The sequence below is a fragment of the Pseudomonas sp. IPO3774 genome, assembly GCF_013386835.1.
GTDB lineage: Bacteria > Pseudomonadota > Gammaproteobacteria > Pseudomonadales > Pseudomonadaceae > Aquipseudomonas.
Map to the genome: position 1 here is coordinate 51,286 of NZ_JACAQY010000008.1, position 14,781 is coordinate 66,066.

The 14,781-nt window shown below is 61.7% G+C and carries 12 protein-coding genes; 4 read left to right on the top strand and 8 right to left on the bottom strand.

Annotation, left to right across the window (positions count from 1 at the left end):
- Positions 1 to 240: 240 nt before the first annotated feature.
- Together alr and HYE77_RS03870 are read right to left on the bottom strand one after the other, a co-directional pair.
- Positions 241 to 1,470, bottom strand: a complete 1,230-nt coding sequence (alr, locus tag HYE77_RS03865) for an alanine racemase (protein WP_134327449.1) — start codon at positions 1,468 to 1,470, stop codon at positions 241 to 243.
- Positions 1,471 to 1,611: 141 nt separating this feature from the next.
- Positions 1,612 to 2,277 (bottom strand): polysaccharide lyase family 7 protein, encoded by a 666-nt coding sequence (locus tag HYE77_RS03870; RefSeq protein WP_177041230.1) that lies wholly within the window; start codon positions 2,275 to 2,277, stop codon positions 1,612 to 1,614.
- 308 nt (positions 2,278 to 2,585) lie between these two features.
- Here HYE77_RS03870 and HYE77_RS03875 point away from each other — a divergent pair, with 308 nt between their 5' ends.
- Genes HYE77_RS03875 through HYE77_RS03885 form a run of 3 tightly spaced genes read left to right on the top strand, consistent with a single transcriptional unit; the run spans position 2,586 to position 5,557 of the window.
- On the top strand, positions 2,586 to 4,697 hold the full coding sequence (locus tag HYE77_RS03875) for a bifunctional diguanylate cyclase/phosphodiesterase (protein WP_087693222.1): 2,112 nt from the start codon (positions 2,586 to 2,588) through the stop codon (positions 4,695 to 4,697).
- Between the two features lie 43 nt (positions 4,698 to 4,740).
- Positions 4,741 to 5,241 (top strand): M48 family metallopeptidase, encoded by a 501-nt coding sequence (locus HYE77_RS03880; RefSeq protein ID WP_003216881.1) that lies wholly within the window; start codon positions 4,741 to 4,743, stop codon positions 5,239 to 5,241.
- A 19-nt stretch (positions 5,242 to 5,260) separates the two neighbouring features.
- Complete coding sequence (locus HYE77_RS03885; RefSeq protein ID WP_087693220.1) at positions 5,261 to 5,557, top strand: helix-turn-helix domain-containing protein; 297 nt, start codon at positions 5,261 to 5,263, stop codon at positions 5,555 to 5,557.
- 115 nt (positions 5,558 to 5,672) lie between these two features.
- Here HYE77_RS03885 and HYE77_RS03890 read toward each other — a convergent pair whose 3' ends face one another.
- The gene (locus HYE77_RS03890) at positions 5,673 to 6,125 is read right to left on the bottom strand and encodes a GNAT family N-acetyltransferase (RefSeq protein ID WP_177068430.1); all 453 of its coding nucleotides are present in this window, start codon (positions 6,123 to 6,125) and stop codon (positions 5,673 to 5,675) included.
- Positions 6,126 to 6,345: 220 nt separating this feature from the next.
- Here HYE77_RS03890 and HYE77_RS03895 point away from each other — a divergent pair, with 220 nt between their 5' ends.
- Positions 6,346 to 7,083 (top strand): ABC transporter substrate-binding protein, encoded by a 738-nt coding sequence (locus tag HYE77_RS03895; RefSeq protein ID WP_043226204.1) that lies wholly within the window; start codon positions 6,346 to 6,348, stop codon positions 7,081 to 7,083.
- Positions 7,084 to 7,187: 104 nt separating this feature from the next.
- Here the strand turns inward: HYE77_RS03895 and yccS are convergent, their stop codons facing one another.
- The 5 genes from yccS to HYE77_RS03920 form a co-directional block, all read right to left on the bottom strand.
- Positions 7,188 to 9,371 carry a YccS family putative transporter gene (gene yccS / locus HYE77_RS03900; protein WP_177068431.1) on the bottom strand — a complete coding sequence of 728 codons (2,184 nt, stop codon included), beginning with the start codon at positions 9,369 to 9,371 and terminating at the stop codon, positions 7,188 to 7,190.
- 234 nt (positions 9,372 to 9,605) lie between these two features.
- A complete protein-coding gene (locus HYE77_RS03905; RefSeq protein WP_003216890.1) occupies positions 9,606 to 10,784 on the bottom strand; it encodes an NAD(P)/FAD-dependent oxidoreductase in 1,179 nt (392 codons plus the stop codon).
- Positions 10,785 to 10,943: 159 nt separating this feature from the next.
- Complete coding sequence (gene dbpA / locus HYE77_RS03910) at positions 10,944 to 12,281, bottom strand: ATP-dependent RNA helicase DbpA (RefSeq protein WP_236260841.1); 1,338 nt, start codon at positions 12,279 to 12,281, stop codon at positions 10,944 to 10,946.
- Between the two features lie 130 nt (positions 12,282 to 12,411).
- Positions 12,412 to 13,839: a multidrug transporter subunit MdtD gene (mdtD, locus tag HYE77_RS03915; protein WP_003216894.1), complete on the bottom strand. Its 1,428-nt coding sequence runs from the start codon at positions 13,837 to 13,839 to the stop codon at positions 12,412 to 12,414.
- 36 nt (positions 13,840 to 13,875) lie between these two features.
- Positions 13,876 to 14,766 carry an alpha/beta fold hydrolase gene (locus HYE77_RS03920; RefSeq protein ID WP_003216895.1) on the bottom strand — a complete coding sequence of 297 codons (891 nt, stop codon included), beginning with the start codon at positions 14,764 to 14,766 and terminating at the stop codon, positions 13,876 to 13,878.
- Positions 14,767 to 14,781: the final 15 nt, after the last annotated feature.

The window sequence follows — 14,781 nt, forward strand, 5'->3', positions numbered from 1 at the left end:
TAAGCGGCGCTCCGATTCACCGCAACGGCCCTGTAGGACACAGAATCCCTGTGGGAGCCGGGCTTGCCCGCGATGGCGGTGTGCCAGTCGAAGAATAAGTTGGCTGACCCACCGCCATCGCGGGCAAGTCGAATCGTCGCACCGCCAGCTCCCACAGGGATACGTGTTGGTTAAGTGATTGTGTTAATCACCGAATGATCCTTGGGTCCATAGGACAGTGCCTACGAGATGTGAGGAGACTTAGTTCTCCACCAGCACCTTCGGATTCGAGTTACCCCACACCGTATACAGATCCGCCAGCAACGCACCGTTGATGTCTTCAACCTCCGCCTGGCTGGTCTCCACCGCGCCCTGCTTGCCGAACAACACCACCTCATCGCCGCTCTTCACGGTCGGCACGTCGGTGACATCGACCATCAGGGTGTTCATCGACACCTTGCCCACCACCGGCACCCGGTGCCCGTTGATCAGCACGATGCCTTTGTTGGTAAACGCCCGGCGATAGCCGTCGGAATAACCCACGGTGATGTTCGCCAGTTTCGAATCCCGCGCCAGGGTGTAGGTGCGGTCGTAGCCTACGGTGTTGCCTTTCGGGTAGCTGTTGACCGACGCCACGTGGGATTTGAACTGCATCACCCGCTTGTATTCGGTGAACGACGGTACGGTATCGCCAAACAGCAGGCCGCCCGGACGAACCATGTCCAGCCGCGACTCGGGTACTTCCAGGGTGGCGAAGGAGTTGGCGGCGTGCAGGGTGATTTTGCTGCGGTCGAGCTGGGCGACGCTGATCAGCCAGTTGGCTTGTTCGTTAAACGCCTTGAGCCCGGTGCGCACGTCGGCGGCGTCTTCGACGGCGAAGTGGGTCATGATCGCCGTCACCTGCAGGTTTGGCACCTTGGTAATGGCTACGGCGTCGCGGCGGCCCTGGGCGGTGGTCATTTCCACACCGTTGCGGCTCATGCCGCTGGAGTTCAGGCCCAGGTGCACGACCAGTGGGCGGCCGTGGTTTTCGGCGATCAGGCTGGCGCGCACGGCGAAGTCCAGATTGCCCACCAGCTCTTCGACGTTATACGGCAACGCAGCTTCCAGCTCGCTCAGGGCGGCGGTGCGTACGCGGATCAGTTGGCCCTTGAAGCCGCTTTCACGGACCACGCGGGCTTCTTCGTTGCTGGCGATGCCGACGCAGGGCACGCCCAGTTTGATCACCGAGGGCATCAGTAAACCGATGCCGTGACCGTAGGCATCCGCCTTGAGCACGGCGCAGATTTTCGACTTGTCAGCGAGGCTGGCTTGGAGGGTGCGGATATTGTTTTCGAAGGCGACCTTGTTGATTTCGACCCAGGCGTTGCTGTCCTGGATATTGACCTGGGCCACCCCGTCGGCCATCGAGAGGGGCGGGGCGGCAAAGGCCGGGTTTTGCAGCAGTGCCATGCCCATAGAGAGGGCTAGCAGGGTGCGGGAAAAGGGCATTGGGCAGTCTCCATGACTTTCTTGTAGGGGGTAGTGCGCGTGCGCGGCGCCATACTCGGATTGTCCTACAAGAAAGTCGAGACCCTGGGTCGCGGTTCTGTCCTAAAGCGTCGTGGGACCGGTCGCTGAAGCGAATCAGCTTCAGTCGTGGTCAATGTCCAGCTTGGCAAACGTCACGCGGGCGCCTTCCTTGCTGTTGCCGCTGTTGTCCTGCACGTAGGCGCCGGCCTTGAAGTACAGCGGCTGTTTGCCCCACGCAGCGCCGATGCGTTCGTTCCATTGCCCGTTGGCGGCGTCGACGCTCAGCAGGCCGGCCTTGTTCAGGTGGATGACGTAGGTGAAGTTGCGGTCCAGCGGTACGTTCTCGGCGACGATGATCACCCGGCCTTCCGACTCGTCAGGGCGCATGCGCACCTTGGCGACGATGTTGCCGGTCTGGGTTTTTTCCTTGTATTGGTATTCGACCTTGATCAGTGGCTTCTGGCTTTCGTAGGCGTGGATTTGACCGATCACCACCTTGCCGGACGACGGCACCTTGTTGATCGCCAACGTGGCACGCAGGAAATTGTCGGCGTCGCTGTACAGCCAGTTGCGCAGGCGGCCGTCGGCGTAGGTTTCCCGCAGTTCGCTGCGAGGGTAGACGGCGTTCTCGGTACGCGTGCCGGTTACCGGGGTCCAGAATTGCACGCTGCTGCCTTCGGCCTGGAAGTATTGGTCCTTGAACCCGCTGAGCAGTTTCGGCGTGTCGATGGTCGAGGGCGGGGAGCCAACGGGGATGCTCAGGTTCCAGGTGGACAGATCAATCATTGAATACGCCTTTAACGGGGAGAGAAGGCCTTGGCTCGGGAGCCGGCACTTTCTTTATAGGTGCCTCGAAATGGATTGTTAATGGCTTTGTGGCGGATTGTTGGCGCCAATGAAATGTCAAAAAGCCATGTTTCCCGTAAACCGCGGGCTGTAGGCACTGACCGTTAGTCGGTTGTCTGGGCTTTGGCGCAATGATGGCACCGTCGTGGCTTCTGCTTTATGGGATCCAGGGCTAGAGTGAGCCCTTATTGTTTATCCGGTTTTGTCGCAAAAATGACCGGAATGACTCCGACGAAAGAGAAGCAGCAATGGAATGCGCTCCAATCAAGCCTCGCGATGGTTGTTCAGTGCTTTTGGTGGTCGATGACTATCCCGAAAACCTGATCAGCATGCGTGCGTTATTGCAGCGTGAAGATTGGCATGTGGTGACGGCGGCCTCCGGGGTGGAAGCCCTGGGATTGCTGCTCGAACACGACGTCGACCTGGTGTTGCTGGATGTGATGATGCCCGGCATGGACGGGTTCGAGGTGGCCCGGCTGATGCGCGGCAGCCAACGCACGCAACTGACCCCGATCATCTTTCTCAGCGCTCACGCCCAATCGCCGGCGGCGATGCTGGAAGGCTATGCCAGCGGCGCGATCGACTATCTGCTGAAACCCTTCGACCCGAATATCCTCAAGCCCAAGGTCCAGGCCCTGCTGGAGCACCAGCGCAACCGCCGTGCCTTGCAGCGCCTGAGTCACGATCTGGAATCGGCCCGGGCCTTCAATGCCTCGGTGCTCGACAATGCCGCCGAAGGCATCCTGGTGGTGGGCGAAGACGGCGTGATCAGCTACGCCAACCCGGCGATTTCGCGGCTGATCAATGCGCCGGTCGCCGAGATCCAGGGTGCCGAGTTCCTGGGCTTCCTACAGAAGCCCCATGTGCCTGGGTGGTCCGATTCTGCCTTGTATGAAGGCTACAAACGTGGTGAAACCTGGCGCCTGCACGACGCCATCTTGCGCACCGCGCCCGGCCAGCAGTTGCCCGTGGCGATGTCGTGCGCCCCGCTGCCGGCCGAGCAGAAAGCCATGGTGGTCACGGTGCTGGACATGTCCGAGGTGCGCCATCTGCATCAGCAACTGGAGTTCCAGGCCGTCACCGACCCGCTGACGGGCCTGCTCAATCGGCGTGGGTTTCACCAGTCGGTGGAGAATGTGCTGTTGCGCAGCGAGCGTAACGAGCAGTCGCTGGTGCTGCTGTACCTGGACCTGGACGGGTTCAAGCGGGTCAACGATTCCCTCGGCCACGACGCCGGAGACCGCGTGCTGCGCTGGGTCTCGGAACAGTTGAAGGCGTGCCTGCGCTCCTACGACATTCTTGGCCGCATGGGCGGGGATGAATTCACCGCGCTGCTGGAGCTGGAATTCCCGGAGCAGGCGGCCAAGATTGCGGAAAAACTGATCGAACGGGTGTCGATCTGTCAGCAGGTCGACGGTCTGGATGTGATGCTGGGCGTCAGTATCGGCATCGCCACTTTCCCGGACTGCGGCTCGGACCTCAACGGCCTGCTGCGCGCGGCGGACGTCGCGATGTACGAGGCCAAGCGCGCCGGGCGTCAGCAATATCGCTACTACGACCAGGAAATGAACGGCCGGGCCCGCTCGCGCCTGATGCTCGAAGACAGCGTACGCAGCGCCATCGACAGCAAGGATTTCACCCTGGTGTACCAGCCGCAGGTGTCGTTGCACGACGGCCATCTGCGGGGCGTCGAAGCGCTGCTGCGCTGGCAGCACCCGAGTGTCGGCGATGTGCCGCCGGGGCTGTTTCTGCCGTTGCTCGAAGAGGCGCGGCTGATCAGCCAGTTGAGCACCTGGATCTACCAGCAGGTGGCCGCCCAGCGGCAGGCATGGGCAGGGGTGTTCAGCGATGAGTTGGTCCTGAGCGTGAGCTTGAGCAGCAGCCAGTTCAATATGCCGAACCTGGCCAGCCAGCTGCAGCAGGTGCTGGAGCGACATGGGTTGCAAGGCCGGCAGCTTGAGGTGGAGATCAGTGAAGAAAGCCTGATGCACAATCTGGATGAGTCCACCAAGCAGCTCAAGCTGTTGCGCCGGGCCGGCGTGCGGATTGCCCTGGATGATTTCGGCGCGGGCAACTGCTCCCTGGCCCACCTGCGGGACCTGGAATTCGACACCCTAAAGCTCGACCCGAAGCTGATCGCCCGCCTGCCGGGTTCATCCCGGGACGCGGCGATGGCGCGCAGCATTATCGAATTGTGCCGGCATTTTGATCTGCTGGTGATTGCCGAAGGTGTCGAGACCCAGGAGCAAGTTGAATGGCTCAAGGCCAACGGCTGCCAGTTCATCCAGGGCCCGCAGGTGGCGCCGCCGTTGATCGCGGATGAAATTGCCGACTGGCGCCTGCGCGCAGCGGCCCGCTGAATTCGCTACACTGGCGCCCATTCAAATACCCGTTGTTGACCCCATGACCGCGCTGAAATACCTCCAGGCCTACCCCCCAGCATTGCAGGAGCAAGTGCGCCAGTTGATTGCCAAGGACCAACTCGGCGACTACCTGACCCAGCGCTACCCCGAACGGCATGGCGTGCAGAGCGACAAAGCGCTGTACAGCTACGCCCAGGCCCTGAAGCAGGAACACCTGCGCAACGCCCCGGCCATCGACAAGGTGTTGTTCGATAACCGCCTGGACCTGACCCACCGAGCCCTCGGCCTGCACACCACCATCTCTCGGGTGCAGGGTGGCAACCTCAAGTCGAAGAAAGAAATCCGTATCGCCTCGCTGTTCAAAGAAGCCGCGCCGGAATTTCTGCGCATGATCGTGGTACACGAACTGGCGCACTTCAAGGAATCGGACCACAACAAGGCGTTCTACAAACTCTGTGAATACATGTTGCCGGGCTACCATCAGGTGGAATTCGACCTGCGGGTGTACCTGACCTGGCGGGACCTGCAGGGCAAGCCCTGACCTTCAAAGGCGATCGAGCATGGATGTGAGCAAGACCAAAAGCAGCTTCTACCGGCGCCTGTATGTGGCGTACCTGATTGATAGCCAGCTGGCCAGCAGCGTCCCGGCACTGACCGAGGTGACGGGCATGCCCCGGCGTACTGCACAGGACACGATTGCGGCGTTGGCGGACCTGGATATCGTGTGTGAGTTTGAACAGGAAGACGGCGCCCGCAACCATGCCGGGCGCTATCGGATTCGTGATTGGGGCGCGATTGATCGGCGCTGGATCGAGGCGAACCTAAGCCGGATCAAGGCTGTCCTGGATTACCCCTGAAGGCTTGTGGTGACCGGGCTGACGCCTTCGCGAGCAAGCCCGCTCCCACATTCGACCGCATTCCAAAGGTGGAACTCGGTCAAATGTGGGAGCGGGCTTGCTCGCGAAGAGGCCCTCATGCCCGGCGCATGCCTATATGTGGAATGTCATCCTCAAGGTATTCCTCACCGTCCACCACAAACCCGTACCGCCCGTAATACCCCTGCAAATGCGCCTGGGCCGACAGATAGATCGGCACGTCGGGCCACTGTTTCTCTGCCTGCCTGAGGGCCTCATCCATCATCTGGTGGCCCAGCCCGGTACCCCGCGCGCTCGGCGCAACGATCACCCGGCCGATCACCACATCACCACCCTGTGATTCAGGATCCAGCAGGCGCAGGTAGGCCTGCAGTTGACCATCATCCCAGGCCATCAGGTGATGGGTATCACCGTCCAGGTCCTGGCCGTCGATGTCCTGGTACACGCATTTCTGCTCGACCACGAAGACCTCCGAGCGTAGGCGCAAAATGGCGTACAGCTGCTCCTTGCCCAGGTCACTATGGTGTTTGCAGACCCATTCGACTGTCATGGTGTTCTCTCGGCTGATTGTCTGGTCAGGATAGTAAGCGCGCGGGAGGCGAGTGTCTAAATTGCGGTTTTTTTGTGAGTGAGATCAATTTGCCATCATTCTCTGCGTGCGACGCTGCCGTCTTTGTGTAATCTGCAGTACAGGCTCATTGATGAGCTACTGTTAAATCCTCGGGTTGCCCCAGAGGTCAGGCCATAGAATGCCCGCCAAGGACTTGAGCATGCCGCGATTTTCTCGTGCCGTTGCTTTGATCGGTTTGTTGTTGCTGGCCCAGGCGGCGGCGGCAGAACGCTTGCGACTGGTGGCGGATGCCTGGCCGCCGTTCACTGACGCCACCCTGGTCAATGGTGGTTTGGCCACCGACATCGTGACCACCGCCCTGGCCCGTGCCGGCTATGCCAGTGAGTTTGAACAGGTGCCCTGGGCGCGGGCGCTGATGGGCGTGGGCGATGGGCGTTACGACGTATTGGTGAACGCCTGGTACGACGATGCGCGTACTCAGTTGGGGCAGTTTTCCGGCGAATACCTGCTCAACCGGGTGCTGTTTCTCAAGCGCCGCGACGATCCCATCGACTACCAGAACCTGGAGCAGTTGCACGACTACCCCGTCGCGGTGGTGCGTGGCTATGCCTATTCAGCGGCGTTCGATGCCGATCCGCAATTGCAGAAAGTCCCGGTGCATAACTTCGCCATGGCCGTGCGCATGCTGGCGGCGCAGCGGGTGCGGCTGACGCTGGAGGACGAATTCGTCGCCCGCTACTACCTGGCTCGGGAGTCCGCCACCGTGCGCAACGCGGTGGAGTTTTTGCCGGTGCCGCTGAGCGAAAACAGCCTGCACATTCTGGTTAGCCTGAAAAATCCTCAGCATCAGCAGATTGTTGCCGGGTTTGATCGGGAGATTGCCAGGATGAAGGCAGATGGCAGTTATGCGCGGTTGATGAAGCAGCACGGGATGTAGTGAGGCTAATGGCCCCTTCGCGAGCAAGCCCGCTCCCACATTCGACCGCATTCCAAAGGTGGAACTCGGCCGAATGTGGGAGCGGGCTTGCTCGCGAAGAGGGTTCAGGCTTCGCTGGTATCTTTGATCAGGTGAGCCGCCAACGTGCGCAACGGCCCCAGTTGCCGGCAGATCAGCGCCAATTGCGTCTGCACCAGCCGCTGCCCTTCGTCAATCTCATCCGGCATCTGCTCCAGGTCCACTGCCAAGGCTTCCTCGGCATCGCTCTGAATCGCGATCGGCTGCTTGTTCGCCAGCCCCATGGCGATCTCGTCAATGCTCGCCGCCAGCGTCTTCCCGGCGCCTTCAATCAAGTGCTCGCGCACTTCCGCCGGCAGTTGGGTTTCCCGGTGGGCGCCCAGCCCCGACAGGTAGCTGAGCAGCGTGTGGGACAGCACCAGGAACCTGAACCCCACGTCCGCTTCCTTACGGAAATGCCCCGGCTCCATCAGCATGTTCGCCAGGGTGGTGGACAGCGCGGCGTCGGCGTTGTGGGCATTGCGCCGGGCGAGGCGGTAAGCCAGGTCGTCGCTTTTGCCCGCGGCGTACTGCTGCATGATCTGGCGCAGGTAGATGCTGTTGCAGGTCAGGGTATTGGCCAGCACCTTGTTCAGGCGCCGGCCCTGCCAGTCCGGCAGGAACAGGAACACCGCCAGCCCGGCGATCAGGCTGCCGAGCAAGGTATCGAACAGCCGTGGCAGGAACAGCCCGTAGCCGTCGCCCACCTGGTTGAAGCAGAACAGCACCATCAGCGTGATCGCGGCAGTCGCCAGGGTGTAGCGCGTGGTGCGGTTGATAAAGAACACCAGGCCCGCGGCGATGGCGAACATCGACTGGATCAGCGGGTTGGGGAACAGGTCGAACAGCGCCCAGGCGATGGTCAGGCCGATGGCGGTGCCGATGATCCGCTGGCCCAGCTTGCGCCGGGTGGCGCCGTAGTTTGGCTGGCACACGAACAGCGTGGTGAGGATGATCCAATAGCCTTGGGACGGGTGAATCAAGTGCACCATCCAGTAGCCGATACTCAGCGCCAGGGGCAGGCGCAGGGCATGGCGGAACAGCAAGGAGGTTGGTGTCAGCTGCGTGCGCAGGCGGGTCCACATCTCCTTGAGGTTGCGCGGTGCACGGTCCAGCAGGCTGCTGTCGGTGGCATCGGCCAGGCTGTCGGGGTTGGCGGCGTCGCCCAGCAGGCGGTCCAGGGTCGACAGGTTGGCCGCCAGGGCGCGCAGGGAGCGCAGCAGGCCGCGCCAGGCCGGGTTGCTCTGGATGCGCAGGTGTTCCAGGGAGGCGTTGAGGTCGCCCAGGGCTTCGGCGAAGCTGTCGTCATAAACGAACGGCTGGCGCATCTGGATCGATTCGGCCAGGGTCTGGCAGGCCTTGCCTTGCTGGCGCAACAGGCGCTGGCAGCGGAACAGCACGTCGCTGTGGAAGAAGGCTTCGGCGAGGGCGTTGTAAGGGTAGTGCGACGAGCTGGCGCGCTCGTGGATGTCCTGGGCCAGGAAGTACAGCTTGAGGTAGCGGCTGACCTTGGAGCCCGGGCGACCATTGCCGACCCGGTGCAGGATGATCTCTTTGGCGGCGTTCAGTGCTGCCACCACCCGGCCGTTCTGCTGCGCCAGTTCCAGGCGCCGCGCTTCCACATCCAGTTGGCGGATCGGTTCGAACAGTGACGACTTGAGCTTGAGGTAGCGTCCCAGCTCGCGAAACAGTCGCGCCAGGCTCTGCTGCACCGGCTGGTTGGAAAACAGCACCTGCCACAACACCGACAGCGCGCCATACCACGCGGCGCCGGCCACCAGCAGCAAGGGTTCATGCCAGAAGTCGGTGACGGCGCCACCGCGCTGGTCCACGCCGATCATGGTGTAGACCGAGAGAATCAGGGTGGCCGAAGCGATCGCCCCATAACGCTCGCCGAGGGCACCGAGCATGGTCAGGCCGAAGCTGGATAGAGCCAGGAAGATCGCGAAGATCCAGGGATAAGGGAAAAGCAGTTCGACGGACAGTGCCGCAGTGCTGAAGCACACCAGTGTCACGGCCAGGGCGTTGAGCCGGCCTTGCCAGTTGTCATCGGTCTCGGCCAGGGCGCTGGCGATAATCCCCAGGAACAGCGGGATCAGCAGCGCCATTTCATTCTGGTACCAGCACAGCGCCATGCTGCCGGTCAGGGCGATGAATACCCGTACGCTGTAACTGAACTTGTCCAGTGCCCAAAGGCGCCGCATGGACTGCTTGAAGGAGGTCGATGACATGAAGTCTGGGGTCTTCCGGGACGATGCCGCTAAATTGAGCCAGTAATGACGCCACGGCAAGCGTGGCGATCACATCTGAGAGCAAAATTTATTCCAGTCATTACTTCCAAGCACACCACGAACCAAATGTGGGAGCGGGCTTGCTCGCGAAGGCGGTGTATCAGTCACTGATGTATTAGCTGACACTCCGCCTTCGCGAGCAAGCCCGCTCCCACATTTTTTTACCGGGTTCCGTCAGGCAAATTGGGCAGCGGCATAACCGGAAGCCCACGCCCACTGGAAATTGAACCCGCCCAGGTGACCGGTCACATCCAACACTTCGCCGATGAAGTACAGGCCGGGGCTTTTCAGGGATTCCATGGTCTTGGACGAGACTTCCCGGGTGTCCACGCCACCCAGGGTGACCTCGGCGGTGCGATAGCCTTCAGTACCCGCCGGCACCAGTTGCCAGCTCCCCAGTTTGCCGGCGATGTCGGCAATCTCGGCGTGGGTGTACTGCTTCATCGGCTTGGAAACGAACCAGGTTTCCGCCAGCAGGTTGGCCATCTTCTTGGTGAAGATCTCACCCAGCAGGGTTTTCAGCTCGCTGTTCGGGCGCTCCACCTGTTGCGCTTGCAGCCAGGTGTGGGCGTCGTGGTCGGGCAGCAGGTTGATTTCCACGGTGTCGCCGGGTTCCCAGTAGGAGGAAATCTGCAGGATCGCCGGCCCGCTCAGGCCGCGGTGGGTAAACAGGATGTTCTCGCGAAAGCTTTGGTCGTTGCAGCTCACCAGGCAATCCACGGACGTACCGGACAGCTCGCCGCACAATTCCTTGAGCTGGTCGGTGATGGTGAACGGCACCAGCCCGGCGCGGGTTGGCAGCAGTTCATGGCCGAACTGCTTGGCCACTTGATAACCAAAGCCGGTGGCCCCCAGGGTCGGGATCGACAGCCCGCCGGTGGCGATCACCAGTGATTCGCAGCGCAACTCACCCAGGGTGGTTTGCAACTGATAGCCGCCATCGACCTTGGCAATCTCCTGCACCGAGGTGTCCAGGTGCATGCTCACGCCGACCTGGATGCACTCATCCAGCAGCATCCCGAGGATGTCGCTGGACTTGTTGTCGCAGAACAGCTGGCCGAGTTTCTTCTCGTGGTACGGCACGCCGTGCTTGGCCACCAGCCCGATGAAATCCCACTGGGTGTAGCGGGCCAGGGCGGACTTGCAGAAGTGCGCGTTGTGGGAGAGGAAGTTGGCAGGCTCCGTGTACATATTGGTGAAGTTGCAGCGGCCACCGCCGGACATCAGGATCTTTTTGCCGGCCTTGTTCGCGTGGTCGATCAACATCACCTTGCGCCCACGTCCGGCGGCGGTCAGCGCACACATCAAGCCTGCGGCGCCGGCGCCAATGATCACAACTTCGGTCGAGCGCACAGCCATGTCCTCATACAAATTCTGAATTGGAATACAGTCAAATGTGGGAGCGGGCTTGCTCGCGAATGCGCAGTGTCAGTCGCCGAATCTGTCGACTGATATACCGCATTCGCGAGCAAGCCCGCTCCCACATTTTGATCTCGGTATAGCTTGAGATCTTTACAGGATACGCACGCGCAACGAACGGCCTTTGATCTTGCCGTCATTCAAACGCTGCAATGCCTGCTTGGCGATCCCGCGTTCCACGGCCACGAACGCCTGGAAATCAAAGATCGCGATCTTGCCGACCTGGGCCCCCGGGATCCCGGCTTCACCGGTCAGTGCGCCGAGGATGTCGCCCGGGCGAACCTTGTCTTTACGGCCGGCGGCAATGCACAGGGTGCTCATCACCGGCAGCAACGGGCCGCCGCTCTGAGGCTTGAGGTTGTCCAACTGGTCCCAGTTCAGCGGCGACTTCTGCAACTGCTCGATGGCCTGGGCGCGGTGGGCTTCAGACGGGGCAACCAGGCTGATAGCGATGCCAGTCTCACCCGCGCGACCGGTACGGCCCACGCGGTGGATGTGGATTTCCGAGTCGCGGGCCAGTTCGACGTTGATCACCATGTCGAGTGCATCAATGTCCAGGCCACGGGCGGCAACGTCAGTGGCGACCAGTACCGAAGTACTGCGGTTGGCGAACATCGCCAGTACCTGGTCACGGTCGCGCTGTTCCAGGTCGCCATGCAGGCCAACGGCGGAGATGCCCTTGGCGGTCAGGTGATCCACGGTTTCCTGCACTTGCTGCTTGGTGAAGCAGAAGGCTACGCAAGACGCCGGGCGGAAATGCGCCAGGACCTTGGTCACCGCGTCCATGCGCTCTTCCGGAGAAATCTCGTAGAAGCGCTGCTCGATCTGATCGTCCGAGTGGAACGCTTCGGCCTTGACCTGTTGCGGCGCGCGCATGAATTTCGAGGCCAGCTGCTTGATGCTCACCGGGTAGGTGGCCGAGAACAGCAGGGTCTGGCGGCGGGCCGGGGTCTTGCTGATGATGTCTTCGATGGCGTCGTAGAAGCCCATGTCGAGCATGCGGTCGGCTTCATCGAGGATCAGCGTGTTCAAGCCGTCCAAAACCAGCGAACCCTTGCGCAGGTGCTGCTGGATGCGGCCCGGGGTGCCGACGATGACGTGGGCGCCGTGCTCCAGGGAGGCGATCTGCGGGCCGAGGGACACGCCGCCGCACAGGGTCAGCACCTTGATGTTGTCTTCGGCGCGGGCCAGGCGACGGATTTCCTTGGCCACCTGGTCAGCCAGCTCGCGGGTCGGGCACATGACCAGTGCCTGGCAACCGAAGTAGCGCGGGTTGATCGGGTTCAGCAGGCCGATGCCGAAGGCTGCGGTCTTGCCGCTGCCGGTCTTGGCCTGGGCAATCAGGTCCAGCCCTTTGAGGATCACCGGCAAGCTTTGCGCCTGGATCTGCGTCATCTCGACATAACCCAGCGAGTCGAGGTTAGCCAGCATGGCGGCGGACAGGGGCAAAGTATTAAAAGCGGTGGCGATGGTAGTCACGGGACTGGCTCTGCAAAACAAAATGTCGCGCAGTGTACCAGCCTCGTGGGATTTTCCCTGCAAGTTCTAGACGAGAAGCCTGTTAATGCTCAATGTCGTGCTCACGGCTGACCACGCGTTTGCCGTCTTTTGGCGACAATTGCAGGAAGATCGCCGCCGCCAGCATCGCCATGATGCCCACGGTGACGAAGGTCAACTGGAACGCGCCGAGCACGGTGTCGACCCCGTCGTTGCCCACTTCGGCGGTAAAACCACCCAGCAGCGCACCGGCGCAGGCCACCCCAAGGCTCAGGGACAACTGCGCCACCACCGACAGCAAACTGTTGCCGCTGCTGGCCTGGGCGTCGTCGAGGTCGATCAGGGTCACGGTGTTCATCGCGGTGAATTGCAGCGAGTTGATCGCCCCGAGGATCGCCAGCATGCTCAGCAGCAGCGGGTAGGGCGTGTGTTCGCTGACCAGGCCCATGCTTGCCAGCATGATGCCCAGCGCCAGGGTGTTGCCGGTCAGCACCACGCGGTAGCCCAGGCGCTCGATCAGCGGCCGGGCGATGGACTTGGCAAACATCGCCGCCGCCGCCAGGGGCAGCATGCTCATCCCGGCTTCGGACGGTGAGTAACCGAGCGCCACCTGCAGCAACAGCGGCACCAGGAACGGCAACGCGCCGCTGCCCAGGCGAGCGAACAGGTTGCCAAGGATGCCCACCGCAAAGGTCCGGGTCTTGAACAGCACCGGCGAGAACAGCGGGTTGTCGATATGCCCGGCGCGCAGCCAGTAAGCCGCCAGGCACGCGAGGCCGCCGAACAGCAGCAACATCACCCGCAGGTGCGGCAGGTGCAATTCGCCGAGGCCTTCCATGGCGATAGTGATCAGCACCATCGCCGCGCCGAACAGCAGGAAACCCACGCCGTCGAACCGCGTACGTTCGCTGCCGCGCAGGTCGGGGATGAATTTCCAGACGGCGTAGCAGCCGATGATGCCCACCGGCAGGTTGATCAGGAAGATCCAGTGCCAGGTCAGGTATTGCACCATCCAGCCGCCCATGGTCGGGCCGAGCAGTGGGCCGAGCAGCCCGGGAATGGTGATGAAACCCATGATCCGCACCAGCTCCGAGCGCGGGTAGGCGCGCAGCACCACCAGCCTGCCCACCGGCAACATCAACGCACCGCCCAGGCCCTGGATCACCCGGGCGCCCACCAGCATGGTCAAGGTGCTGGAGAGTGCGCAGAGCAATGAGCCAATGCTGAACAGCATGATCGCGCCGAAGAAGATCTTCTTGGTGCCGAAGCGGTCGGCCACCCAACCCGAGGCGGGAATCAGCAGGGCCACGGTGAGCATGTAGGCAATCACTACGCCTTGCATGCGCAAGGGGTTCTCCGCCAGGTCTCGAGCCATGGCCGGCAAGGCGGTGTTGAGAATCGTCCCATCCAGCGACTGCATGAAGAAGGCAATCGCTACCACCCAGGGTAGCCAGCGGGCGGTCTTGGCATCGAGAGGGGCGCGATTCGGCATGAGTTACCTTTTTGTTAGCAGCCTATGTGTCGGCGATTATGCGCCATCGGCGGCTCCTTTTCCCACAGGCCCTTCGTCTATATCTGACAACGCCACGTGTTTGCCCACCAGGAAATCAATCAGCGCGCGGTGCACGGCCAGGGCCGCTTCGCGGGATTCCAGGTCAAGCAAATGGCCAGTGTGCTCGGCGGTGGCGAAGCTGCTGCGGCCTACGTATTTCTTGAACAGTTGGGCTTCGTCTGCCGGGGTGTACTCGTCCAGCACGCCGTTGAGGAAGTGCACCGGGGTTTCGATCCGGGTCAGTTGCGGCAGGTAGTTGCCGTCACCCAGCGCCAGCACCTGATGGATATGGAAGCGTGCCTGGCGATACTCGGTGGTGGCCATGGTCGACAGGTGCCGGTGGTTGTTGCGCTTGAGCCGGGGCGACAGGTATTTGCCCACGGTTTCATTCAGCAGATGGCCGACGGCGGATTTGTCATCGGCCTCGATCAGCACGCGCACCCGCTCTACGTATTCGAGCATGGCCTGGTTGAGGTTGGGCGCCAGTGCCATCACCACCGAGCTTTCAATCGACGGCGGGTTGTGGGCGAGGGTCAGCAGCGTGGAAATCCCCCCCCATGAGGCAGACACCAGGTGGTTGACCTCAAAGCGTTCCACCAGAGCGCGCAGGATCTGCACTTCATCGTCCTTGGTCACAAGGTCGAGGTCGGTGTTGTGCGGGCGTGAATAGCCGGAGAACGGCAGGTCGAACATCAGCACATTGAAGTGCTCGGACAGGCACTTGCTGGTGCGTGCAAACGAGCGGGTGGTGGACAGCGCGCCGTTGACCAACAGCACGGTTTTCTTCTCTGGGTTGTTACCAAGCTGCTCTACGTGAACGTTGTAGTGCTTGAACAGCTTTTCAATGACAAAACTTCCATGGTTCATGTCAACGCTCCAGCT